Genomic DNA, 24,458 nt, shown 5'->3' with positions numbered 1-24,458 from the left:
GACGGTGAAAACTTATGGCCGCCTGAATCTGGCCTTCAGGCGCTCGGCGACAAGCCCCGGCACGAAGGCCGAGACATCGCCGCCCATGGCCGCGATCTGTCGCACGAGCGTGGCGGTGATGGGGCGGACGGCGGGCGAGGCCGGGAAGAACAGGGTCTGCACCTCCGGCGCCAGGGCGGCGTTCATGGAGGCCATCTGGATCTCGTAGTCGAAATCCGTGCCGTCGCGCAGCCCCCGCACGATGAGCGTCGCGCCGTGCCGGCGGGCGGCGTCCACGGCGAGATCGTTGAAGGTCACCACGTCCAGGGCGGTTCCCTTCTCCTGGAGCATCGGCCCGCAGACCTCGCGCAGCATGTCCGCCCGCTCCTCGGCCGAAAAGACCGGCGCTTTCGAGGAATGGACGCCGATCGCGACCACGATCCTGTCCGCCACGCTGCAGGCCTGGCGCAGAACGTCCAGGTGACCGTTGGTGACGGGGTCGAAGCTGCCGGTATAGAGGGCGGTGCGGGTCATGCGCCAAGGCGTAGCGGGATTGAGGCGTCCCTGCAAGCGGTGCGCCACCGCACGGCGGGCTGGACAGGAGCATGGAATAGTCCAGCTAACCCTAGGTCAGGGTTTGAGGAGAGCCGCCATGATGTTCCGCCTGTTCGTCGTCTTCGCGACCGCAATCGCCGTGCTCAGCCCGGCGGCTCTGGCGAGCCTCTCGTAAGCGCGGACCGAACGGCTCGAACCGTGCTGCGCTTCGCCCTAGCTCTTTTAGCGCCCCTCGTGACGGCAAGCCAAACGCTTGCTGATGAGCTTGCCTGCCAGGGGCCGTTCGCCAGGGACACGGATCACAAGCGCCTGGTCGCCGCGTTCGGTGCCGCCAATGTCCTTCAGGAGACGGTCTACGAGCCTGAGGGTCTGGAAGTCAGGGCGAGCATCGTCTTCCCCAAGGATCCGGCCCGCCGCCTGGTGGTGCTATGGTCCGACGAGAAGAGGCTTCGGCGCCCTGCCCGGATCGACCTGGAAGGCTCAGGCTGGAGCGGCCCGCAAGGGATTCGCATTGGCGCTTCCCTCGAAGCTGTCGAAAAGGCGAACGGCAGGCCCTTCACTCTTTATGGTTTCGAATGGGATTACGGCGGCAGGATCGATGATTGGAACGGTGGCGCGCTCGGCAAGCTTCCCGGTGGGTGCAGCTTCGATCCGATCTTCGGGACCAGTGACAAGGCGCCGGAAGCGGCTCTGACTGCTGTGGCCAGCGACAGGCAGTTCCCTTCCAACTCGCCCGCAATGCGGGCTGCCAAACCAAGCATCAGGAGCCTCGCCCTGAGCTACCCGAAGGAATAGCTCCCGATTCAGGACCGGTAGTGACGCAGCGGTGAGCCGCATCAACAAAAAGCCCGCCGGCTCGCACCGGCGGGTTCTGCGTTCTTCATTGAGCGGGGGCTCTTACTCCTCCGCACCCTCGCCGCTTTCCGTCGTGGCGTCGTCGGCGCCCTCGCCGTTCTCGTCGTCCTCGCCCTCGATGTGCTCCACCGAGACCACCTTCTCCTTGTCGCGGGTGGAGAAGACGGTGACGCCCTGAGAGTTGCGGCCGACGACGCGGATGCCGTCCACCGGCACGCGGATCAGCTGGCCGCCGTCGGTGACGAGCATGATCTGGTCGGAGTTCTCGACCGGGAACGAGGCCACCAGCTTGCCGTTGCGGCCGTTGACCGCCATGGCCGTGATGCCTTTGCCGCCGCGTCCCGTGATGCGGTACTCGTAGGAGAGCGTCCGCTTGCCGTAGCCCTTCTCGGAGATCGTCAGGATGCACTGCTCCTGCGCGCTCATCTCGGCGTAGCGCTCCTGGGAGAGCGAGAAGTTCTCGCCTGAAGCCTCCTCCGCCTCGTCCGCGGCATCGGCATCCGAGCCCATCTGCTCGCCGGTGACCGCGCGGCGCATCTTGAGATAGGCCGCCCTCTCCTCGCCGGTCGCTTCCACATGGCGCAGGATCGCCATGGAGATGATGGCGTCGCCGTCCTCCAGCTTGATGCCGCGCACGCCCATGGAGTCGCGCCCCTTGAACACGCGCACATCCGTGACCGGGAAGCGGATGCACTGGCCGTTGGCCGTGGTCAGCAGCACGTCGTCGTTCTCCGAGCAGATCTGCACGTCGACGATGTGCTCGCCCTCGTCCAGCTTCATGGCGATCTTGCCGCCGCGATTGACCTGGACGAAGTCCGACAGCTTGTTGCGGCGGACCGTGCCGCGGGAGGTGGCGAACATCACGTCGAGCTTGTCCCAGGACGCCTCGTCCTCGGGCAGCGGCATGATGGTGGTGATGCGCTCGCCCTGGGCCAGCGGCAGCATGTTCACCAGGGCCTTGCCCTTGGCGTTGGGAGCCGCCAGCGGCAGGCGCCACACCTTCTCCTTGTAGGCCTGTCCTTCGGAGGAGAAGAAGATGACCGGCGTGTGGGTGTTGGCCACGAACAGGCGGGTGACGAAATCCTCGTCTCGCGTGGTCATGGCCGAGCGGCCCTTGCCGCCGCGGCGCTGCGCCCGGTAGGTGGAGAGCGGCACGCGCTTGATGTAGCCGGCATGGGACACGGTGACGACCATGTCCTCGCGGGCGATGAGATCCTCGTCGTCCACGTCCGAATCCCAGTCGACGATCTGGGTCTTGCGCGGGGTGGCGAAGGCGTCGCGAACCTCGGTCAGCTCGTTCTTGATGATGCCCATGATGCGGGCGCGCGAGCGCAGGATGTCGAGATAGTCCGAGATCTCCGCCGCGAGCTTAGACAGCTCGTCGCCGATCTCGTCCCGGCCGAGAGCCGTGAGGCGCTGCAGGCGAAGATCGAGAATGGCGCGGGCCTGGGCCTCGGAGAGACGGTAGGTGCCGTCCTCGTTGATCCTGTGGCGCGGGTCGTCCACGAGGGCGATCAGCGGCGCGATGTCGTGCGCCGGCCAGTCGCGGCCCATGAGCGCCTCGCGGGCGGCGTTCGGATCGGGCGCGGTGCGGATGAGGCGGATGACCTCGTCGATATTGGCGACCGCGATGGCCAGGCCGCACAGGACGTGGGCGCGCTCGCGGGCCTTGTTGAGCAGGAACTTGGTGCGGCGGGAGACCACCTCCTCGCGGAAGTCGACGAAGGCCTTGATCAGGTCCTTGAGCGTCATCAGCTCCGGGCGGCCGCCGTTGAGCGCCACCATGTTGGCGCCGAAGCTCGTCTGCAGCGGGGTGTAGCGGTAGAGCTGGTTGAGCACCACGTCGGCCATGGCGTCGCGCTTGATCTCGACCACGATGCGCATGCCGTCGCGGTCGGATTCGTCGCGAAGATCCGCGATGCCCTCGATCTTCTTCTCGCGCACCAGCTCCGCGATCTTCTCGATCAGCGAGGCCTTGTTCACCTGGTACGGGATCTCGGTGAAGATCAGCGCCTCGCGGTCCTTCCGGATCTCCTCGACCTCGGACTTCGCCCGCATGACGATGGAGCCGCGGCCCGTGGTGTAGGCGGACCTGATGCCCGAGCGGCCGAGGATGAGCGCGCCGGTCGGGAAGTCCGGACCGGGGATGTGCTCGATCAGCTCCTCGGCGGAGATGTTCGGATTGTCGATGAAGGCCAGGCAGCCGTTGATGACCTCGCCCAGATTGTGCGGGGGCATGTTGGTGGCCATGCCGACCGCGATGCCGCCCGCGCCGTTGACGAGCAGGTTCGGATAGCGCGCCGGCAGAACCGCCGGCTCCTCCTTGGACTCGTCGTAGTTGGGGGTGAAGTCGACCGTGTCCTTGTCGATGTCGTCGAGAAGCGGCATCGCCGCCTTGGCGAGGCGGGACTCGGTGTAGCGCATGGCCGCCGGCGGGTCGCCGTCCACCGAGCCGAAATTGCCCTGCCCGTCCACCAGCATGAGGCGCAGCGAGAAGTCCTGCGCCATGCGCACGAGGGCGTCGTAGATCGCGCTGTCGCCGTGCGGGTGGTACTGACCCATCACGTCGCCGACGATGCGGGCGGACTTCACGTATTTCTTGTCGGGCGTGTAGCCGTTCTCGTGCATCGAGTAGAGGATGCGCCGGTGCACGGGCTTGAGGCCGTCGCGCGCATCGGGCAGAGCGCGGCTCACGATCACGCTCATGGCGTAATCGAGATAGGAGCGCTTCATCTCGTCGACGATGGAGATCAGCTTGATGTCGCTCGCCGGCTGGTCCCCCGCGGGGCCGCCGGAGCGGATATCGTTCGGATCGGTCAAGGTTGGTCTTTCTTAAGTCGGTCTGCCCCTTCGCGAGAGGCGGCTTGCTGTGCCGCTTCGTCAAGCCGTCCGGCAGGCCCGCGAATCCAATGAAAATCAGGCTCTTACATGGGGGAGAATGCGGCCGTTTTCAAGCTTTTTGACGGGTTTTCCAGAGACAAGGACAGGGCCGAAATCCGTTTACGTTTCAGCAACTTATTGGCGGATCGAGCGGGGCGGAGGACGGGCGCCGGCCTGCGGCGGTTTCGCCAGCCCGCGCACGGGCCGAGAAACCGTCTCAGGGGCTTTCCCTAACCTCCTGATTCCATTGGCTTCGATGGTGCTTCCGACGCACCCCGCCGAGCCTCGGCGGAGATCCGGGACGGCTGGACGAGTGTGACGCTGGCAGCCCTCCCCCCACAAGCCCCGGGCTTGCCCGAGACTTGTCTTTGGTCTCCCGGACCGAGTGCCCGGCGGCCCTCCTCCCCCTTGTGGGGAGGAGATGGAGGGGAGGGTGTGAGCGAGTGCCTATGCAGGCCTGGCGCTGGCTCACCTCTCCCTGAGGGAGAGGTCGGACCGTCAGGTCCGGGTGAGGGGTTACAGCCCTCTCCGGCACCCGCTCTCACCCTCGCTGTCGCTCGACCTCTCCCCGCCGGGGAGAGGTATGGCTGCGCCACGCTGGTCGAGTCCTGCGCCGGCACCCCCACCCTGACCCTCCCCACAAGGAGGAGGGAAAGAGCGCCTCATTGGTTCTGCCGCGCAGCCCCGGGATGACGCAGGTGGTGAGTCTTTCACAGATCCAGCGCCTTCGGGCCCGCAGCGTGAGCTGCGGGCCGTCAGGGTTGCTCGAGGGTGGCGCTTGGGGCAGCCCGGCTCGATGGGGGATGGTGGTGAGTGTGAGAGCCGAACTGCTCGTCACGCGCGGTTCTTTTCAGGCGGACCTCCTGCGGCAGCGCCCAGGGTCGGCCTCCCGCGACCACAGGATTGCGAGGCCTGCGGCGGGACCGCGCCCCGTCCCGCATCTGCGACGCCTCGCGAGCGCGCCCCTCACCGGACGAGGATGAACAACGATATAGCCGAGCTTGGAGCAACTGTCAAGAACAAAGTGAGAACACTGCCCCATGTCATCCGTAGCGGCCGTTAGGCCGGGAGGGATGACACGGTGTGCGCATGATGTGAGTGGATCCCCCTAACCTGCAGCTTGGCCTGAGAATAACGGAGAGCGTTGCAATCCAAAGAGCGTGTCGTTCCTGGCTGCAACATCAGCGGGGAATATGAAGCGTCAAAAGCCTCGTGGAGCAATCCGCCATGTAACATTAACGGAAGCATTAAACTCCAAGGTGGCGGGAGGTATGATCTGTACTGTAGAATTGGGTGAAGTTGCACGTCGCATAGGCATGTCGGCATACCCGTCTGGAGCCTCCGCCTCACCGTCGGTGATCGCAATAATCTCCTTCAGCTCCAAATCGACAGGCTCCGCATAGGCAAGCGCCTGTTCCTTTGCGTCCAGCATGGCAGAGCGCCTCGCTTGATTGAGGGCCATCCGTTCTTGAACAACCTGAAATCTGACCGAGTGAACCTGAAACAAATTGCTGTCGGTCACCTTCGTCACAATCTCGTTCAGCTTGTCCATGGCTGCAATCTTAAGCGAAAAGGTTGTTGTTGCGGTGTAACCCTCCACGAGGTTCTCGTATCGCTGCCCTGGGCCTGGTTGAACGGGCGGTATCGGGCGTTGGACCCGGCGTTCGTCGACCCTATAGTTGCTTTTCTCAATTTCGAGCCCAAGCGATTGGAGGCCCTCGAGAATTTTGAGGGCGCGGGTCGCTCGATCCTGATGCGGGTTGTTGACGCTCTCAAGCGTTTTGCCCTCAGTCGTCACCGTAACCGCGACCCGGGCGAGATCCGGCCTTACCTCGTGCTTTCCTTTTCCAAGGACGGTCATCAGAGGCTCCCGCCGCATCTCCTGCGGCTGGGTCTGAGCAAAAACGGGCGTCAGGATAGCTGAGGCAAAGAAGGCCATCAGGAACCGGCGAATGTACATATGGGCCTCGAAACACTGAGGTAGTTCGGAGCCCGCGAGACTACACAATATATAGAAACAATATACCCCTTAAACCTGCTTCGCCTAAGCTCTCACCAAAATCGCCGTCGCATCGTCGCTTGCCTTGAACCGCGGATAGAGCCTGCCGTCCCGATCGCGCTCCGTTTCGATCTCCCGCGCGAGGGTCACCAGGGGCTCCAGGCCGGAGGTGAGCGCCGCTTCCATGAGAGACTCCGGGTCCATCGCCCGGTACAGATCGACCAGGGCCGAGAAGCCGTCGGAGGCGAGGAGGATTGCGGTGCCGTCCTCGCAGGGAGCCGTCTCGTGGCGGAGCCGGTCCGCGGCGTCCGGGTTGAGGCTCAGGAGGGCCGCCGGGATGCCGCTTTTCCGCTGGCGCTCCCGGCGCTCGCCCAGCCAGGCCAGGAACACGGGCTCGCCGAGGATGGCGGTGGGCCGAGAGCCCGCCTCCCGCATGAGCCTCGCCGCCATGGCGGCCTCCGCCTCCCGCAGGCCCGGGGCATCGCCGAGAACCCGAACCGCCCCATCGGGCTGGCGGATATAGGCCGTGGTGTCGCCGAAGGTCCAGGCGTCGAGCAGGTTGCCCCTGCGGCGCACCAGGGTCGTCGCCCCGAGGGGCCAGGCGGCGAAATCCGCGTGCCGCTCCCGGGGCGCGACGGCCCGGTAGGCCGTGCGGGCCTCCTCCATGACGTGGCGCAGGAGGGAGGCGCCGTCCTGCGCCCGAGGCGCGAGGCTGGAAAGCCGCTCATCCGCGAAGGCGGCGAGCCAAGCGGCGTCGCTCGTCTCGTGCATGACCGGCGGGGTGCCGGGGAAGATCGAGGTGTCGATCACCCAGGCCCAGTCGCCCGAGACGCCGCAGATGTCCTCGTTGGCCTTCGCCGGGTCGCCCGGCCGGCTGATCCGATCCAAAACAGTGAACATCGTGGCCCCGCCCCCTCGCCAAATCCGGCCCGCAACGCCATAACGCAAAGCCTGCGATAAGGTCCAGCCGATGCTCTTCGACTACATCTCCGCCGCCCTCGTCACGCTGCTCGTCACCCTCGACCCGCCGGCGCTCGCCCCGATCTTCGTGTCGCTCACACGGGGCATGAATGCGTCGGAGCGGCGCCGGGTGGCCGTGCGGGCGAGCCTGATCGCCTTCGGCATCCTGGCCTTCTTCGGCCTCGGCGGCGAGGTGCTGCTGCGCCTGCTCGGCGTCGGCATCCCCGCCTTCCGCATCTCGGGCGGGCTGCTCCTGTTCTGGATCGCCTTCGAGATGGTGTTCGAGCGCCGCAACGAGCGCAAGCAGCACACGGCCGACATCGCCATCACCGAGGACCACATCCGCAACGTGGCCGCCTTTCCCCTCGCCATTCCGCTCATGGCCGGACCCGGCGCGATCACCGCGACGATCCTGCTCGCCGGCCGGGCGGACGGCAACCCGGTCTATCTCGGCTTCCTCATCGTCCTCATCGGGCTCGGCGTCGCGAGCTGCTTTGCCGTGTTCATGGCCGCCGAGCGGGTTTCGCGCATGCTCGGCGTGACCGGCAACATCGTGCTGAGCCGGCTGCTGGGCGTGATCCTCGCAGGGCTTGCCGTGCAGTTCATCATCAACGGCGTCCTCGCGCTGCTGCAGCCGCCGGCGCTGTAGGTGCCTTCCCTCTACAGGCCGGACATCTGGTCGAAGTCCATGGCCAGAATGAACATCCCCTCGCGCGGCACATCGGCCTCCAGCACGGACCAGCCCAGCGCCTCATAGAACGAGCGGCGGTGTGCGGACGCGCCGAGGTGGAGGCGGCTCGCGCCCGCGGCGAGCCCAGCCTGTGTGGCGGCCTTCACCAGCGCCGCGCCGATGCCTCTGCTCCGTTGCTCCGGCTCGACCCAGACGGCCGCAATCCATGGGGTGTAGTGAGGCCTCGCCTCCTGGTCACAGGCGATCAGCGAGGCCGTGCCGAGGAAGAGTGCTCCCTCATGGGCGACGAAACAGGTGGGAATCGGCCCTTCGCGCAAGCTCTCCTGAACGAGGCCGGCCAACAGACTCAAAGGATGCCCGTTATCCTTCCAGAAGGCGCGCCAGACCCGGTCCGCCACGGTGTCGGCGAAGTCCGGCCTCTCGCGCAGATCGCTGATGGCGACCATGCTCAGCGCAGGGTCTCCAGCAGGCGCGTCATGAGCTTCTGGCGCGGCGCGATGGAGGAGATGAGGCCGTATTCCTGGAGCGTGTGGGCGCCGTCTCCGTCGATGCCGAGGCCGTCGAGGGTGGGGACGCCGAGCGCCGCGGTGAAGTTGCCGTCCGAGCCGCCGCCGACGCGGGGCGCGGAGACGAGATCGAAGCCGATCTCGGCGGCGAGCGACTTGGCGTGGTCGAAGAGCCTTGCCGTCGCTTCCGAGCACTCATAGGGCGGCCGGTTCATGCCGCCGGTGACGGTGACCTTGAAATCCGAATTTTGGGGCTTCAGCCCGAGGATCGCCGCCGTCACGGCCTCCCCATCCGCGACCGTCTCGACCCGCAGGTCCACGGAGAAGCGGCAATGCTGCGGAATGGTATTCATCGCCGTGCCGCCGGAGGCCATGCCCACCGTCGTGGTGATGCCGCGGGAATAATCGGTCATGGCCTCGATGGCGAGGATCTGTCGCGCGGCCTCGTAGATGGCGTTGCGCCCGTCCTTGTGGCGCGAGCCCGCATGGGCCGGCCTGCCCTCCACATGCACGTCGAAGCGCCCCACGCCCTTGCGGGCGGTGACGATCTGGCCGCCGTCGCGGGCGGGCTCGGTCACGAGGGCATAGGCCGACCGGCGGCCGAGAGCCTCGATGATGGGCCGGGTGATCGGCGAGCCGATCTCCTCGTCCGGCGTCACCAGGAAGGTGACGGGCCGCGCCGCCGTGCCCCGGCGGGCCACGTCCTTGAAGGCCTCGAGGCAGAACCAGGCGCCGCCCTTCATATCGTAGATGCCCGGCCCGTAGAGCCGGTCGCCCTCGATCCGCAGCGGCAGGTCGCGCTCGATGGTGCCGATGGGATGCACCGTGTCGAGATGCGACATGACCAGGATGCCGGGCTCGTCCGTCCGGGGACCCGCCCGCAGCACCAGCACGTCGCCCAGGCCGTCCGTGCCCGGGATCCGCTCCACCGCCACGGGCGCGTCCTGCATCTGCGCGGTCACGAGGTCCATCATCAGGTTGACGCCGGCCCGGTCGGAGGTCGGGCTCTCGGTGCGGATCCAGGTGAAGAGCGTGTCGAGGGAAGCAGGGGTCATGGCGCTTTCAGGTATTCTCGGGCTCACGAAAAAGGCGGCTCACGCCGCCTGATCCTTCATAGCCGCCTCGATGCCCGGTGTCACCCGCTTGGGTCAAGGCGGCGAGCCGCAGGCGCGCGGGTGCACATGCTCCCGGCTTTTCTCAATGCTGCGCCGTGTCCAGGGGGATCTCCAGGAGAATCCTGCCGGAGGCATCGGTGACCTGCAGCTGCCAGCCGTCCCAATCGGTCTCCTCGTCGCCCTCCTGCCTCAACTCCTGAATGGCTTTGAGGGCATAATAATGAGCCGCTTCCAGATCTGAGACCTCTATTCCTGTCTCGTCCAGGATCCGTTCATGCGTGTGTACGAGATGGAAAAAGCAGTGCACGCAAAAGCAGCCTTGGAAATCGTCTCAATCTCCGGGTCACGAGCCTCCCGAAGCTCCCCCTACATGAGCAGCTTCCGCAAACTAACGCAAGGTTAGTTTTCCGTTTTGCAAACCTGAAGGCGCTCTCCTGAGTGAAAGGTCCTCCCTCCGAGGACAAGAGCTTTTCCCATTGGAATCAGCAACTTACCCCTTGCCCTTCTCCGACGTGTCAGATCACGAAGAAGTCCTTGTGGGTGACGGCGAGGTGCTTGGCGAGGGTGGCGATCTCCACCGCCTTGCCCTTGCCCGAGCCGTCGGCGTCGTAGAGCAGCACGCCCTTCTTGGCATCGTAGATGACGTGGTCGTTCTTGTCCTTGGCGGCCGAGCCCTTGACGAAGTGGCCGCTCTTGAGCTGCGCCGGGCTGGCGTCCGTGCCCCTCGTGCCGAGCTTGGTGAACACCGCGTTGTCGAGCCAGAGGCTGTCGTCGCGCACGGTGAAGTCCGCGATCTTGTCCCTGTTCGCGGATTGGCTGGGCTTGGTGTCGAACACGAACACGTCCCGGCCGGCATCGCCCCGCAGGCTGTCGTGGCCAAAGCCGCCATAGATCGTGTCGTCCCCGCCGGCGCCGCTGAAGACGTCATTGAAGGAGCCGCCCTTCAGCACGTCGGACGCCGCGCCGCCGGCCAGGTTCTCTGAGGCGACGTCGGTCACGGCGATGGTGAAGGTCCTCGTCAGGGTCGCGCCCGCAGCATCCCGGACCTCGACGGTCACCTGATGGCTCGTCGCCTGCTCGTAATCGAGCCTGGCTCCATCCTTGACCTTGATCTGGTCGCCCTCGATGCGGAAGCGACCGCCGGCGTCGTCCACGAGGCGATAGGCGAAGGCGTGATCGGGGACGTAAGCCCCTACGGACAAGGAGCCGGCAGATGCCGTGGAGGCTGAGCCTTCGGCCACGGCCTGCGGCACGAGATCGAGCGCCGTGGGCGTGGTCGGCCCCACCTTCTCACCGGCTGCGGTGAACCGCTGCTGGTAGATCTCCCCGGGAGCGCCGGTGGAGCTGTGCGACTGCCATGTCACGATCCAGCCTCCATCCGGCAACATGCTGACCGATGCCATCTTCTGTGCGCCGGTCGTCGTGGTATTGACCTGAATGTCGCCTTGCGTGACGGGCTGCCCGGTTGCCGAGTAGCGCCTTTGGAAGATCCCCTCTTCGGAGCCGTCCTGGCCCACGCTTTCCCAGGTGACGAGCCATCCCCCGTCCGGCAGCGCCTTCACGTCGGACATGATCTGCTCGTTGGCCCCTGCGACATTCACCACGGTTTCCCTGCCGAGCGTCCAACCGCTCGAGTGATATCGCTGCTGATGAATGTTGTACCCGGATCCATCCTGGGCCCGCGAGGACCATGTCACGACCCAACCGCCATCCGCGAGAGCCGCAACCGAAGGCTGGATCTGTTCCCCTGACGCAATGGTGTTGACCCGCACCTCGCCATGGACCGCCACGCCGGAAGCGTTGTACCGCTGCTGGTAGATGCCGCCTCCGGAGCCATCTTGAGGACTGGAGGTCCACGTCACAACCCAGCCCCCGTCCCCCAGCGCCGTGACGTCAGGGTTGAACTGCACGTCGCCGGTATGGGTGTTCACGCGGCCGACGGTGCTCGAGACCTCGTAACCATTGGCGTCGAAGCGGGTTTGGAAAACGTCCCAGTCTCCGTTCTCATCGTCCCCGCGCCAAGCAATCACCCATCCGCCATCGGCCAGAACCGCGATGGACGGATCCTGCTGGCCGCCCGCTGCAACGGAGTTGACTATTCTCTCCGGACCGATCTCCTGACCAGAGGCGTCGTAACGCCGCTGGCAAACGTCATAACCGTTGCCATCTACCGTATCGGATTCCCATGTGACGACCCAACCGCCGTCCGGCAACGCTGCCACGGCAGGGTTTCCCTGAAAGCCGGCAGCCCTCCTGTTGACCATGACCGCCTGCTCAAGGGCCTGTCCATTGGCATCGTAGCGCTGCTGGTAAATCTCCGAATTGAGCCCGTCGGGAGTAAGCGCCACCCACGTGACTATCCAGCCTCCATCCTCGAGAACGGCAACGGATGGCCGCTGATCGTTGCCTGCAGAGATCGTAACCTGGGTCTCGCCAGAGGGTGCAACAACGCGACTCATTGGAGGGCTCCGTTCGTTTCGTCAGAGCCATTTATAACGTAACGTTATCACGAGAAACAAGATCTTCTGCCCAAGGCGGGCCAATGAAAAGGGCCGCCGGTTTGGCGGCCCTTGCCGGGCAACGTCCTTGCGACAGATCCTAGAACGGAATGTCGTCGTCCAAGTCGTTGTAGCGGGAGCCGCCACCGCCGCCACTGGAGGAGGCAGGCGCCGGCCGCCGGTCCTGGGAGCCCCGTCCGAAATCGCCGCCGCTTCGGATCTGGCCCTGCTCCTCGTCGGCATAGTCGGAGGAGCCGCCGCCGCGGCTGTCCAGGATCGTCAGCTCGCCGCGGAAGCGCTGCAGCACAACCTCCGTGGTGTACTTCTCCTGACCGCTCTGATCCGTCCATTTGCGCGTCTGCAGCTGGCCCTCCACATACACCTTCGAGCCCTTCTTCAGGTACTGCTCCGCCACCCGCGCCAGGTTCTCGTTGAAGATCACCACCGAGTGCCACTCGGTCTTCTCCTTGCGCTCGCCGGTAGCCTTGTCCTTCCACGTCTCGGACGTGGCAATCCGCAGGTTCACCACAGGCTCCCCGCTCCCCAGGCGCCGAACCTCAGGGTCCCGCCCCAGATTGCCGACCAAGATCACCTTGTTCACAGATCCAGCCATCGCCGCCGCTCCTCTTTCCGTCAGGCTGTTCTGGGGCCGGAGGGGACCAGGGGCAAGCCGAGGGGTCAGTTCTGCACAGGCCTGTCCCCAGTTATCGGGCATGCTATATCGCGGTCCATAACGACCGCCCTATCCGGATCGGCCTCCCACAGCGCGAAGAAATTTTCAGCCAGAACCATCATCGGTTGAGCGTTGCGTAATAACATGGCATAAATTCCTGGCTTAGTCAGGAGACCTCCATGGCCATCTTTCGCATCACCACAAAGAGGAAAGCCCTTAAGGGAAGCGCGGACGACGATTCCTTTTTCGGCTCGAAATTCAACGACAACTTCGATGGCCGCGGCGGCGACGACCTCATCTACGCGCTCGACGGCAACGACAGCCTGACCGGCGGCGACGGCAACGATACGGTCTATACCGGCAATGGATCGGACAGGGCCCTCGGCGGGCTGGGTCGCGACAGCCTCTACGGCAATCTCGGCAATGACAGGCTGCATGGGGGCGACGGCAGGGACTCCCTCTCGGGCGACGAGGGCAACGACAGCCTCTATGGGGATGCGGGCCGGGACGACCTCAGCGGGGGCGATGGGAACGACAGGCTCTACGGCGGGGAGGACGACGATCTTCTGTCCGGCAATGGCGGCAACGACCGTCTCGACGGCGGCAAGGGCGATGACGACCTGAACGGCGGAGACGGCACCGACTACCTGTCCGGCGGCGACGGGGACGACATGCTCAACGGCCGCGACCCCTTCATCGTCACGGATCCCACGACGCCGCCCCTGCCGGGCCGGGACCGTCTCCTCGGCGGAAACGGCAACGATACCGTCCTGGCCGACAGCGGGGATTACGCCCTGGGCGGCAAGGGTGTGGACACGCTCAATGTCCAGTTCGCCAATGCTTCGTCCGGCTACCTAGTCTATTCCATCAACTTTTCGAAAATCACCGGCAACAGCGCCGCGGATGTCGGCTACCTCGGCATCAGGGCTGGTCAGTTCGAGAAGGTCAATGCCGTCATCCAGGACATGGGAGCCGGCAGCGCCGTTACCGGCTCGAAGGGCAACGATTCGATCGAAGGCTCCGGCGTTTCCGGCGCGGTCTACGGCGGCTCCGGCAATGACCGACTCCGGGCCTACGCAGACGACGACGACATCGCAGGAAATGGCATCGTCGTGGACGGCGGTGCGGGCAACGACAGACTGAGCGGCTTCGGCGATGTGACTCTCGTCGGCGGCAGAGGCGATGACCAGTTCACCCTGTCTCGGAGTTCGGGAGCGACGATCGCTGACTTTTCAGGGAAGGATTTCTTCCTCGTCAGCGCCGAGAGCTTCGACTACTTCGATCCCGATCTGGGGAAGATGGTCACCCCCACCTTCGATACGACCAATCTGCTCGTCGTCGGAGCCGACCCGAGATCGACATCGACCCTGGCGCAGTTACTGTACGATACGGACGACGGCAAGCTTTATGTCGACCTCGACGGGACCGGGACGAAATTCAATCCCGAATTCTTGATAACCCTTGCCAACAAGGCCGCTCTCAAGGCCACGGACTTCGTTTTGAACGTCTGAGGCAGGCTCATACGCTCAAGGCCCGCCACCCGGCGGGCCTTTCGCTTTTTGCAAGCTGGTGGCTCAGCAGGTTCCGCACGAACCTACCCAATGAGGCGGCGTCAGGCCGCCTCACCCCGCAGCCGGGGCTCAGATGACGAAGAAGTCGTCGTGTTTGACCTCGGAATCATTTTTCCCGCTGTGTTGTGGGAGATCGAGGCTAAGCGGGACGTTCTGTGCAGGCTCGGATGAACAAAGGGCAGAGCGGCATCAGACCGCCCTGCCCCTTGGCCTGCCTATATGACGAAGAAGTCTGCATTCGTCATTTTGAGGTTTTTGGAAAGGGTCGCGATTGCCACCGCCTTGCCTTGGCCGGAACCGTCCGCATCATACAAGAGCACGCCCTTAGCCTTGTCGTAGATGAGATAGTCGTTCCTGTCCTTCGCCTTGTCGCCGATGGTGAAGTATGCCTTCTTCAATTGCGCCGGCTTATCCTCGCTGCCGCTGCGACCCAGCTTGGTGAACACTGCGCTGTCGAGCCAGATCGAGTCATCCCTCACATTAAAGTCGGTGATCTTGTCCTTGTTCGTGCGGGCGTTGAGCATGCTCTTGAAGACGAACACGTCCTTTCCGGCGTCGCCCGTCAGCGTGTCCTTGCCCTCGGCTCCTTCCAGGCGATCGTCGCCGGCGGCGCCCTTGAGCTGATCGTTGAAACGGGTTCCGATGTACTGGTCATTGAAGGCCGTGCCAGTCAGACTAACCGCCTTCTGGCGGGGATCGACGATCTGAGCATGGATGCCGAGGTCCTGGTTATCGAACGCACTGGCCCACTCCTCCCATGCCACCACGATCCGCCCATCGGCCAGTGTGGAAAGGTTTGTCGTACCGGGCTCATAGACCTGATCGACGAGGATATCGTCTGAGACCCGTTTTCCGCTTCCATCGAAGGTTGCAAGGTATAGAGCTTCGGAATTCGATTGATCGTCATCGAGAAGATACGAGATGGCGAAGCCCCCATCGGCAAGGTGTGTGACGTCGATCGAACTGAAGTCCACGACCGTGCCGGTTTGGATAGTGATTTCGCCACCGCGCTCCGAACCGTCCAGGTTGAAGATTTGTGCCTTGATCGCAGTGTGGCTCTCGCTCCCCGCCTCGCACCAGGCGACAATGCTTGATCCATTGCTCAGGATCGTAGACTCGGAACCGAAAGCAGGAGCACTGCCATTGTTCACGACAATTTCCGACGCCGTGACTGCAGTTCCATCATTGTTGAAAGAGCGTTGGTAAACTGAATCAACATTGCCCTTGAACCCGTCATACGTGACGCTGTATCGCCCTTGCATCGCGACGATAACGGGATTTCCGAGACCTATGCTGTCAGTGTCGACCTGGATGTCCGCTCCAACGCGCTGCAAGGAGGCATTGAAGGTCCTGACCATAACGTTGTTGTCGGGGTCCGTGAACGCCAGGGCCAAGTTGCCGTTCGACAGCGCGGCGACGGATGGCCTGATGCTGTGGAAGGAGTTTGATCCGTAAAGCTCGACGTCATTGCCTGAAGCCGTCCCGTCAGCCTGATAGGAGCGGGCTCGGATGCTGGAGCCCTCGCCGGATGAGTGATCACGCCAGACCACCACGAAACGGCCATCCTCCATCACAGTGACGTCGGGACGGGACTGGGCGCTCACAGTTGTCGTGTTGATCAGGAATTCGCCGCCGCGTTTGCTCCCGTCGGCGTTGAAGATCTGCCCGCGAATGGCACCATCGCTGGTATCGCCACCGGTCCTGCTGTAATCCGTCCAAACAGCAAGAAAGGTGCCGTTCTTCAGGGCGTGAATCTTCATATCCTCCTGGTCCTTTTTGATGGTCGTGTTGAGGAGAAACTGGTTTCCCCAGAGTGTCGGTCTTGTCATGGTTTATTCCCTTGCGTAACGAGCCCCCGTTTTATAATGTTATTTCGTTTTGCTATCTGTCTTGTTTGATTTTGTTGCAAGGTCAAATCGTGGGAATCGCGCTGCCCTGAGTTCCTCATGTGCGCTGACGCACCTCGACCAGCCTCATCATGACGTTCCGACGGAATGCCTCGGTGCTGACTGCAACCCCATTGCCCTTCGTACCCTCTTTGTTCTAGGATCCTGCTTCTGGAATCATCCGCCACATTGCGCGGGCGGGTGAGGCGTCACATATGCGGGGACCGGCCGGATCGAGCCGGCACCTCTCAGAAGGCTAGCGGGCAATGGCGAAACTCGACGATCTGTTCAACCGCGCCAAGGCGGGCGATCCGAATGCGCGCGTGATCTCCGTGCGCGGGGCGCGGGAGCACAACCTCAAGAACGTCGACCTCATGGTCCCGCGGGACAAGCTCGTGGTGTTCACGGGGCTCTCCGGCTCCGGCAAGTCGTCGCTCGCCTTCGACACGATCTATGCCGAGGGGCAGCGCCGCTACGTGGAGTCCCTGTCGGCCTATGCCCGCCAGTTCCTGGAGATGATGCAGAAGCCGGACGTGGACCAGATCGACGGCCTCTCCCCCGCCATCTCCATCGAGCAGAAGACCACCTCCAAGAACCCGCGCTCGACGGTGGGCACCGTCACCGAGATCTACGACTACATGCGCCTGCTCTGGGCGCGCGTCGGCATCCCCTATTCCCCCGCCACCGGCCTGCCCATCGAGAGCCAGACCGTCTCCCAGATGGTCGACCGGGTGCTGGAGCTGCCGGAGAAGACGCGCCTCTTCCTGCTCGCCCCCGTGGTGCGCGGCCGCAAGGGCGAGTACCGCAAGGAGATCGCCGAGTTCCAGAAGAAGGGCTTTCAGCGCCTGAAGATCGACGGCGAATACTACGCCATCGACGAGGCTCCGACGCTCGACAAGAAGTTCAAGCACGACATCGACGTGGTGGTGGACCGCATCGTGGTGCGGGCCGACATCGCGGCGCGCCTCGCGGATTCCTTCGAGACGGCGCTGGAGCTGACCGACGGCATCGCGGTCATCGAATATGCCGACGAGAAGGACGAGAAGGGGCAGGCGAAGCGCATCGTCTTCTCCTCCAAGTTCGCCTGCCCGGTCTCCGGCTTCACCATCCCCGAGATCGAGCCGCGCCTGTTCTCGTTCAACAACCCCTTCGGCGCCTGCCCCACCTGCGGCGGCATCGGCCACGAGATGCGCATCGACCCGGCGCTGGTGGTGGACGAGAGCCTCTCGCTCAAGCGCGGCGCCATCCTGCCCTGGGCCAAGTCCACCTCGCCCTATTACGGCCAGACCCTCGAGGCGATCACCAAGCACTTCAAGGCGTCCATGACGAAGCCCTGGGAGGAGCTGCCGGAGAAGGTGCGCGACGTGATCCTCTACGGCTCGGACGGCGAGGCCATCCGCATGGCCTATGACGATGGCTTGCGCGCCTACGAGGTGAGAAAGCCCTTCGAGGGCGTGATCCCCAATCTCGAGCGCCGCTACAAGGAGACCGAGAGCGACTGGGCGCGGGAAGAAATCGGCCGCTTCATGAGCGAGACGCCCTGCGAGGCCTGCGGCGGCAAGCGCCTGAAGCCGGAGGCGCTGGCGGTGAAGATCGCCGGCTTCGACATCGGCGACGCCACGGCGCTGTCCGTGAAGGATGCGCAGGTCTGGTTCGCGGAATTGTCGAAGAAGCTCACGAAGAAGCAGAACGAGATCGCCGGCCGCATCCTCAAGGAGATCCGCGAGCGCCTCACCTTCCTGGTCGATGTGGGCCTGGAATACCTGACCCTCGCCCGCGCCTCCGGCACGCTCTCCGGCGGCGAGAGCCAGCGCATCCGCCTCGCCTCCCAGATCGGCTCCGGCCTCACCGGCGTTCTCTACGTGCTCGACGAGCCTTCCATCGGCCTGCACCAGCGCGACAACGAGCGCCTGCTCGGCACGCTCAAGCGCCTGCGCGATCTCGGAAACACGGTGATCGTGGTGGAGCACGACGAGGACGCCATCCTCCAGGCCGATTACGTGTTCGACATCGGCCCCGGCGCGGGCATCCACGGCGGCCAGATCGTGGCCGAGGGCACGCCCGACGAGGTGATGAAGAACCCGAAATCGCTCACCGGCAAGTACCTCACCGGCGAACTGGCCGTGAAGGTGCCGGAAAAGCGCCGCAAGCGCGACCCCAAGCGCATGCTGAAGGTGGTGGGCGCGAAGGGCAACAACCTGAAGAACGTCACGGCGGAAATCCCGCTCGGCACCTTCACCTGCATCACCGGCGTGTCCGGCGGCGGCAAGTCGACGCTCGTGATCGACACGCTCTACAAGGCCGTGGCGCGCAAGCTCAACAACGCACTGGAGCACCCGGCCCCGCACGAGCGCATCGACGGGCTGGAGCATCTCGACAAGGTCATCGACATCGACCAGTCGCCCATCGGCCGCACGCCGCGCTCGAACCCGGCCACCTATGTGGGCGCCTTCACGCCGATCCGCGAATGGTTCGCGGGGCTGCCCGAAGCGAAGGCGCGCGGCTACGGACCGGGGCGCTTCTCCTTCAACGTGAAGGGCGGGCGCTGCGAGGCCTGCACCGGCGACGGGGTGATCAAGATCGAGATGCACTTCCTGCCCGACGTCTACGTCACCTGCGACGTGTGCAAGGGCAAGCGCTACGACCGCGAGACTCTTGAAGTGAAGTACCGCGAGAAATCCATCGCCGACGTGCTCGACATGACGGTGGAGGAGGCCCGCGAGCTGTTCAAGGCCGTGCCGTCGATCCGCGAGAAGATGCAGACATTGGCCCGCGTCGGCCTCGACTACGTGCATGTGGGCCAGCAGGCCACCACCCTGTCCGGCGGCGAGGCGCAGCGCGTCAAGCTGTCGAAGGAGCTCTCCAAGCGCGCCACCGGCCGCACCCTCTACATCCTCGACGAGCCCACCACCGGCCTCCACTTCCACGACGTGGCGAAGCTGTTGGAAGTGCTGCACGAGCTCGTGGACCAGGGCAACACGGTCGTGGTGATCGAGCACAATCTCGAGGTGATCAAGACCGCCGACTGGGTCATCGACATGGGCCCCGAGGGCGGCAGCGGCGGCGGCCGCATCGTCGCCCAGGGCACGCCGGAAGAGATCGCCGAGTCCAGGGACAGCCACACCGGGCGCTTCCTCAAGGAGGTGCTGGAGCGCAGGCCGTCGAAGAAGGAGGCTGCGAAGAAGGAGCCTGCCAAGAAAGAAGCGCCGAAGAAAAGAGTGACGCGACAGGAGGCGGCGGAGTAAGGCGGCGGAGCAGCGCCTCGTGCTCATGGCAGGCCGGCCGCACCTGCCGCACTGCAATCTGTGCTTGCGCTCGTCCTTTCTTCGACGAAAGATACAAGGGAATAACCACTACTAGAGATTGCGGAAATTCATCATCGGAAGGAAGCTCGGCGGGCGGAGGAACCTGCCCATGCTCAAGCGAGCCTGCCTCTTTCTGATCGCGTTTCTTGCAGCGACTGTTTCCCTCAGCGCCCAAGTTCTTGATCCTCCTGAGAGGGAGGATTGGTGTCGGCATGCCGAACGGTATCTGGTGCGCTCGAATGGGCAGCCATTCTCCTGTACGACGGCACGCTTTTCCCGGTGCTTGAGAATGAACAATTACGGCTGTCTCAAACAGCCCGGTCGGGAGCCTTACTCCGGCACCACATTCATGACCCGACGCGGGGCTCGGGACAGCGCGGGCCATGCGATTTTCGATCATCCCAAATGGTCCATCGTCGCGATGATGAACGTATACCGGCGCTACGCAGAGCAACTCGGCGCCCGTTCGGCGCTCCAGATTGCGGAGATCTATTCGCCCTGGTGCGATACCCTCGGAAGCCTTCCACGCAAGAGCGACGGAGCCGGCAACATCTGGCGTCCATCCTGTCGGGGAAGCGCCCAGGCTTCAGGCTCTTTTGTGTGCCGCAAGCCGCCGCCTGGGCAGGCGCCGAGCGCCCGCCAGTGCCAGGCCTGCAATTGTCCAAGCCTCGTCGCGGCGCAGATGACCCGGGGAACATCGTTTGGTCCGCAGGAGCCTCTCGACCTGTTCGATGGGAATGAGCGTCCAACCGAGCTGCTGCTGAAGGTCATCGCCAACAAGATGCTTCAGGAGCAAGGCGTTCGCCCGACGCCGAGCCTTCTGGAGGAGGCCGCCAGCTCCTATCGTGTCCAGCGCTGGTGGCAGCGTTCCTGAGCGGCCCGCAGCGGCGTGCCGCTGCACCGCGGGTCACTGAAGCCGCTGCAATTGGCGGTCGAGCATCCGGTTCAGGTTCTCGATCGTCCCCTGCGGAATCGGGGATGTTCTCAGAAATGGCGGCCGGGCCGGAACTCCGCGAGCCGGATCGCCCGTGCTCAGGGTTCTGGTCCCGTCGGAGGCCGTCCCGCCGATGATCTTCACCTGATAGACCGTCTCCCCGGGCGGCTCAGCCAGCGCGACCACGAGAGTGTTCGTGTCGCTGCGCTTCCGCGCGGCGCTGAGGCTCAGGGAAGCTGGCGCAACCGCGAAGCTCACCCCTCCCGAGCCCTCGTCCGTGGCGGTAAAGATGATGGTGCGGCCGAGCTGCCGAAACTTGGTCTTGTTGTCGGCTTCGAATGCGTCGAGGCTCTCCTGCAGCCACGCGGCAAGGCCGAGATTGTTGTATGGCTCCGGCTCGGTTTCTCCGTTGGGGCATCTGGGACGCCCCATGGTGTCGAGATCGTCAACGAAGGTGATCTCGCTCGTCTCCGTGAAGCCTTCACCTGAAGCGAAGGACAGGTTGAGGCTTGGCGCGGGCGCAAGCGGCGTCACGCCGAACGAGCCGCCTGCCGATGCGATGCGGTCCGTCTTTAGCTGCAGAACGCTCTTTGCGACCCACCCCTTCACCCGGCGAGGGGCGTCCTTCGAGCGTGAGCCCGCCACGCCCGCAGCGATTTCACATTTCACCTGCCTGACGATCTGGTCGACCGTTGCCGAACGCATCACCTGCGGCGCGGGCGTCGCACAGGCTGCACAGACGGTTACAGACCCAAGGGCGCACAAGCGCGCGACAGAAACCCCTTTCATGACGTCTCCCCTCCCGATCGCCTATTGCAGAATCCGGCATGGGGATCCTGTCATATCAACTTCAGCGTGCGAAGGTTTCCTAAGAATCCTATCCTTAATTGCCACGCTTAGGCGGCGCTGGCCGGGAGCGCGGTCGCGCTCGGGCGTTCCTACGGGCCAAGACAGCGGTGGAAAAGCTCGCCGGGGCCCTCAGCGAAGCCTTGAAAGGCCCCTGCACCACTATATCTCCCCCTGACTTTTCCGGCTTCGGCCAGGAAAGCCGCTCCTGCACGCAGGAATCCGAACGAAACCCGAGACTGAAGGGCACCCTTCGCCAGGCCAGACAAGGAAGTTCCCATCTTGGGTCGCATCACGCCGAAGAGCCGTACCATTCTCTGGCCGCTGCAACTCCTCGTGGTGGCAAGCCTCCTGGGGCCGGCCTCGTTCTTCGCCTACACCGCCTGGGACGATTACCGGCACATCGTCCAGCAATCCGACGAACGGATCGAGCGCGCGCTCGACGTGGTCCAGGAGCACAGCCTCAAGGCCTTCCAGACCGTCGAGCGCACCATATCCGAGACGAACGAGGTCATGCGCGATCTGACGCCGGAGCAGATCCTCGCAGAGGAGGCCCGTCTCCAGCGCCGCCTGCGGCGCATCCAGGACACGCTTCCGCAGATCGAGGCGATCTGGGTCTTCGACAAGGCCGGACATCCCCTGGTGTCCAGCACCGTCCTGCCGGTCCCGCGCGGCCTGAACAACTCGGACCGGGACTACTTCCAGGCACAGGTCGACCAGGATTCCGGAACCTTCATCGGCAGGCCCATCACGGCAAAGATCGGCAACATCCGCTTCTTCGTGGTCAGCCAGCGCCGCCCGAGCCCGGACGGAAGCTTCAACGGCATCGTGGCGGTGTCCGTGCGCCCCGAACATTTCCGCGACTTCTACGGCCGCATCTCGCGCGGGCTCGCGGATTCGATCGCCCTGCTGCGCGCCGACGGGGTTTTTCTCGCCCGCTATCCGTTCCGGGAGAACGACGTCGCGCAGCTCGCCCCCGGAAACAGCCTTCTCCCGGCAATCCAGAACAACCACGAGGCGGGCTTCCTGACCACCCTCTCCCAGGTCGACGGCATCGAGCGCCGTCTGGGCTACCGGCGCGTGCCGGGCTATCCGCTCTATGTCACCACCGGCATCGAAACCGCCAACATGTGGCGGAACCTGTGGTCGGGCATGAAGCAGCTCCTGGCGTTCGGCGTGCCGGCCACCCTGGGCCTGTTCGCCATCAGCCTCTACGCCCTGCGCCGCACCCGCAGCTTCCATGCGGAAGTGGAGCGGCGCGAGGTGGCCGAGGCCGCGCTCAAGCAGGCCCAGCGGCTCGAGGCGGTAGGCCATCTCACCGGCGGCGTGGCGCACGACTTCAACAACCTGCTGATGGTGGTCAAGGGCAACGTGGACCGCCTGCGGCGTTATCCGGCCGAGGAGCGGCAGAAGCGCTCGCTCGACGCCATCGAGACCGCCGCGGTGCGCGGCGCGAGCCTCGTGCGCCAGCTGCTGTCCTTCTCCCGCCAGCAGACCCACGAGCCCGAGGTGGTGAGCCTCTCCGGCTATCTGCCGGGGCTTTCCGACATCCTGCGCTCGTCGCTTCGCGGCGACATCGCCATCGAGATGCAGGTGCCGCCGGGCCTGTGGAACACCAAGGTCGATCTCAACGAGCTGGAGCTCGCCATCCTCAACATCGCGGTCAATGCGCGGGACGCCATGCCCCAGGGGGGCCGCCTGCTGATCGAGGCATGGAACGCCACGCTGGACGATCCTGACATCATCGGCCTCAAGGGCGAGTTCGTGGCCCTGAGTCTGACCGATACCGGCTGCGGCATTCCCGAAGACGTGCTGCCCCACGTCTTCGAGCCCTTCTTCACCACCAAGGAGGTGGGCAAGGGCACCGGGCTCGGCCTGAGCCAGGTCTACGGCTTCGCCAGGCAGTCGGGCGGAACGGCCACCGCGCTTGCCACCCAGGGGCGCGGGACCACGATCACCCTCTACCTGCCGCGCACGATGGAGGCGGCTGCGGGCGCCTCCGGCCCTGCAGCGGAACCCCTGCGACGCAGCGGCCAGGGCCATGTGCTTCTGGTGGAGGACAACGCCGCCATCGCCGAGGTCACGCGCGCGAACCTGGAGGAGATCGGCTTCCGGGTCACCCATGTGACGGACGCCCGCGCAGCTCTTGCCGCCCTGCGCCCCGGAGCTGGCTTCGACCTGATGTTCAGCGACATCGTGATGCCGGGAGACCTCAACGGGGTCGACCTGGCCCGCATCGTCCGCAGCCAGCACCCGTCGCTTCCGGTGCTGCTCGCCACCGGCTACAGCAGCATGGCCCAGGCGGCCATGGACGAGGGCTTCACGATCCTGCGCAAGCCTTACGACACGGCGGAACTGAGCGCGGCGATCGACAGAGTCCTCGGCCCGCTGGCGCTGAAGGCGAGCGCATAGACCCGTACGGGAAGGACGGCTCAGGCCAAGCGCGGCAGCACGCTCAATGCAGGGTGTTGAGCAGGGGCATGGAGTGAAGAAGCGTGCCCTGCGAGCACACGATGTCGAGCCGCCAGCCGGACCAGTCCTCGGCCTCTTCGCCGATCTCCTGTCGCAATTCACTGATGGCGAGGAGAGCCTCGACCTTGGCGCTTTCCAGGTCGGGGACCTCGATGCCCGTGTTGTCGACGATCTCTTCGAAGTGGTTCACAAGGTGGAAGTAGCAGCGCATATCAGACCATCCACCCCCGCGGACAGGATGGACTGTGCTAACGGGTTTCCAGTGTTAAGGAAAGGAACCTTCCGGCTCCTGGGCATCATTCGCTTTTGGTAGAGGCCTCTCCCTCCGAGGGGTAAAGGCTCTCCAAAGAGACCCAGCCAATATCCGGACGGGGCACCGGCACCAGATAAGCCCGACCGCCCTCGATCTTCTCCACCCGGCAGGAGATCGCCCGCTGGTCCCCGGGCGGGCGATAGACCACGATACCCCCCACCTGAATCCGGTCGGGCCCGCCCGACGGCACCGCCTGCCGAGGCCGCTCGGAGGCCTCGCGCTCGGCCTGACCGGCCCGCACCCGTTCGAGAGCGGCAATGGCCAGCCGCGCCCTGTCCCGGTAGCGATCGCTCACGGGCCTCAGGAGCACGCCGCGTGTGCGACCTGGATACCACGAGAGGCCGCCCGCCTTGGCAAGCTCCTCCGCAACCGCTTCGATCTCTTCGTCCGTCACGCTGCCCCCGACAGTCTTGCCCATAG

Annotated in this window: 19 protein-coding genes; 6 read left to right on the top strand and 13 right to left on the bottom strand. The window is 64.7% G+C overall.

The window, feature by feature from the left end:
* Positions 1-12: 12 nt before the first annotated feature.
* On the bottom strand, positions 13-513 hold the full coding sequence (coaD, locus tag GR303_RS01645; RefSeq protein WP_161721660.1) for a pantetheine-phosphate adenylyltransferase: 501 nt from the start codon (positions 511-513) through the stop codon (positions 13-15).
* Positions 514-732: 219 nt separating this feature from the next.
* On the opposite strand from coaD, the gene GR303_RS01640 reads away from it, so the two are divergent.
* On the top strand, positions 733-1,329 hold the full coding sequence (locus GR303_RS01640; RefSeq protein WP_161721659.1) for a hypothetical protein: 597 nt from the start codon (positions 733-735) through the stop codon (positions 1,327-1,329).
* A gap of 102 nt (positions 1,330-1,431) precedes the next feature.
* Here GR303_RS01640 and gyrA read toward each other — a convergent pair whose 3' ends face one another.
* From gyrA to GR303_RS01625, 3 genes are all read right to left on the bottom strand, one after another.
* Complete coding sequence (gene gyrA / locus GR303_RS01635) at positions 1,432-4,122, bottom strand: DNA gyrase subunit A (RefSeq protein ID WP_246205339.1); 2,691 nt, start codon at positions 4,120-4,122, stop codon at positions 1,432-1,434.
* A gap of 1,348 nt (positions 4,123-5,470) precedes the next feature.
* Positions 5,471-6,130: an SIMPL domain-containing protein gene (locus GR303_RS01630; RefSeq protein WP_210254017.1), complete on the bottom strand. Its 660-nt coding sequence runs from the start codon at positions 6,128-6,130 to the stop codon at positions 5,471-5,473.
* A gap of 183 nt (positions 6,131-6,313) precedes the next feature.
* Positions 6,314-7,168 (bottom strand): protein phosphatase 2C domain-containing protein, encoded by an 855-nt coding sequence (locus GR303_RS01625; RefSeq protein WP_161721657.1) that lies wholly within the window; start codon positions 7,166-7,168, stop codon positions 6,314-6,316.
* Between the two features lie 70 nt (positions 7,169-7,238).
* Here GR303_RS01625 and GR303_RS01620 point away from each other — a divergent pair, with 70 nt between their 5' ends.
* The gene (locus GR303_RS01620; protein WP_161721656.1) at positions 7,239-7,877 is read left to right on the top strand and encodes a MarC family protein; all 639 of its coding nucleotides are present in this window, start codon (positions 7,239-7,241) and stop codon (positions 7,875-7,877) included.
* An 11-nt stretch (positions 7,878-7,888) separates the two neighbouring features.
* On the opposite strand, the gene GR303_RS01615 is transcribed toward GR303_RS01620, so the two are convergent.
* The 5 genes from GR303_RS01615 to GR303_RS01595 form a co-directional block, all read right to left on the bottom strand.
* Positions 7,889-8,365 carry a GNAT family N-acetyltransferase gene (locus tag GR303_RS01615; protein WP_161721655.1) on the bottom strand — a complete coding sequence of 159 codons (477 nt, stop codon included), beginning with the start codon at positions 8,363-8,365 and terminating at the stop codon, positions 7,889-7,891.
* Between the two features lie 2 nt (positions 8,366-8,367).
* Entirely contained in the window at positions 8,368-9,480 is a 1,113-nt protein-coding gene (locus GR303_RS01610) for a M20 family metallopeptidase (RefSeq protein WP_161721654.1), read from the bottom strand.
* A gap of 142 nt (positions 9,481-9,622) precedes the next feature.
* Positions 9,623-9,847, bottom strand: a complete 225-nt coding sequence (locus GR303_RS01605; RefSeq protein ID WP_161721653.1) for a DUF6894 family protein — start codon at positions 9,845-9,847, stop codon at positions 9,623-9,625.
* 208 nt (positions 9,848-10,055) lie between these two features.
* Complete coding sequence (locus GR303_RS01600; RefSeq protein WP_161747567.1) at positions 10,056-11,999, bottom strand: hypothetical protein; 1,944 nt, start codon at positions 11,997-11,999, stop codon at positions 10,056-10,058.
* 139 nt (positions 12,000-12,138) lie between these two features.
* Complete coding sequence (locus GR303_RS01595) at positions 12,139-12,651, bottom strand: single-stranded DNA-binding protein (protein WP_161721651.1); 513 nt, start codon at positions 12,649-12,651, stop codon at positions 12,139-12,141.
* A 239-nt stretch (positions 12,652-12,890) separates the two neighbouring features.
* Between GR303_RS01595 and GR303_RS01590 the strand changes: the two genes are divergently transcribed.
* Complete coding sequence (locus GR303_RS01590) at positions 12,891-14,222, top strand: calcium-binding protein (RefSeq protein WP_161721650.1); 1,332 nt, start codon at positions 12,891-12,893, stop codon at positions 14,220-14,222.
* Between the two features lie 275 nt (positions 14,223-14,497).
* Here GR303_RS01590 and GR303_RS01585 read toward each other — a convergent pair whose 3' ends face one another.
* On the bottom strand, positions 14,498-16,111 hold the full coding sequence (locus GR303_RS01585) for a calcium-binding protein (protein WP_161721649.1): 1,614 nt from the start codon (positions 16,109-16,111) through the stop codon (positions 14,498-14,500).
* A gap of 323 nt (positions 16,112-16,434) precedes the next feature.
* On the opposite strand from GR303_RS01585, the gene uvrA reads away from it, so the two are divergent.
* Together uvrA and GR303_RS01575 are read left to right on the top strand one after the other, a co-directional pair.
* On the top strand, positions 16,435-19,413 hold the full coding sequence (gene uvrA / locus GR303_RS01580) for an excinuclease ABC subunit UvrA (RefSeq protein WP_161721648.1): 2,979 nt from the start codon (positions 16,435-16,437) through the stop codon (positions 19,411-19,413).
* Positions 19,414-19,582: 169 nt separating this feature from the next.
* Complete coding sequence (locus GR303_RS01575) at positions 19,583-20,347, top strand: hypothetical protein (RefSeq protein ID WP_161721647.1); 765 nt, start codon at positions 19,583-19,585, stop codon at positions 20,345-20,347.
* Between the two features lie 33 nt (positions 20,348-20,380).
* Here the strand turns inward: GR303_RS01575 and GR303_RS01570 are convergent, their stop codons facing one another.
* Complete coding sequence (locus tag GR303_RS01570) at positions 20,381-21,112, bottom strand: hypothetical protein (protein ID WP_210254016.1); 732 nt, start codon at positions 21,110-21,112, stop codon at positions 20,381-20,383.
* Between the two features lie 423 nt (positions 21,113-21,535).
* Here GR303_RS01570 and GR303_RS01565 point away from each other — a divergent pair, with 423 nt between their 5' ends.
* On the top strand, positions 21,536-23,665 hold the full coding sequence (locus GR303_RS01565) for a hybrid sensor histidine kinase/response regulator (RefSeq protein ID WP_161721645.1): 2,130 nt from the start codon (positions 21,536-21,538) through the stop codon (positions 23,663-23,665).
* Positions 23,666-23,708: 43 nt separating this feature from the next.
* Here GR303_RS01565 and GR303_RS01560 read toward each other — a convergent pair whose 3' ends face one another.
* Together GR303_RS01560 and GR303_RS01555 are read right to left on the bottom strand one after the other, a co-directional pair.
* Positions 23,709-23,936: a DUF6894 family protein gene (locus GR303_RS01560; RefSeq protein WP_161721644.1), complete on the bottom strand. Its 228-nt coding sequence runs from the start codon at positions 23,934-23,936 to the stop codon at positions 23,709-23,711.
* A gap of 85 nt (positions 23,937-24,021) precedes the next feature.
* The gene (locus tag GR303_RS01555) at positions 24,022-24,456 is read right to left on the bottom strand and encodes a hypothetical protein (RefSeq protein ID WP_201751848.1); all 435 of its coding nucleotides are present in this window, start codon (positions 24,454-24,456) and stop codon (positions 24,022-24,024) included.
* Between the last annotated feature and the right edge of the window lie 2 nt (positions 24,457-24,458).

This window comes from Microvirga arsenatis (assembly GCF_009910705.1).
Taxonomy (GTDB): Bacteria; Pseudomonadota; Alphaproteobacteria; order Rhizobiales; family Beijerinckiaceae; genus Microvirga; species Microvirga arsenatis.
Note: the sequence above shows the minus strand (reverse complement) of the source record. Positions and strands in the feature narration are given on the sequence as shown.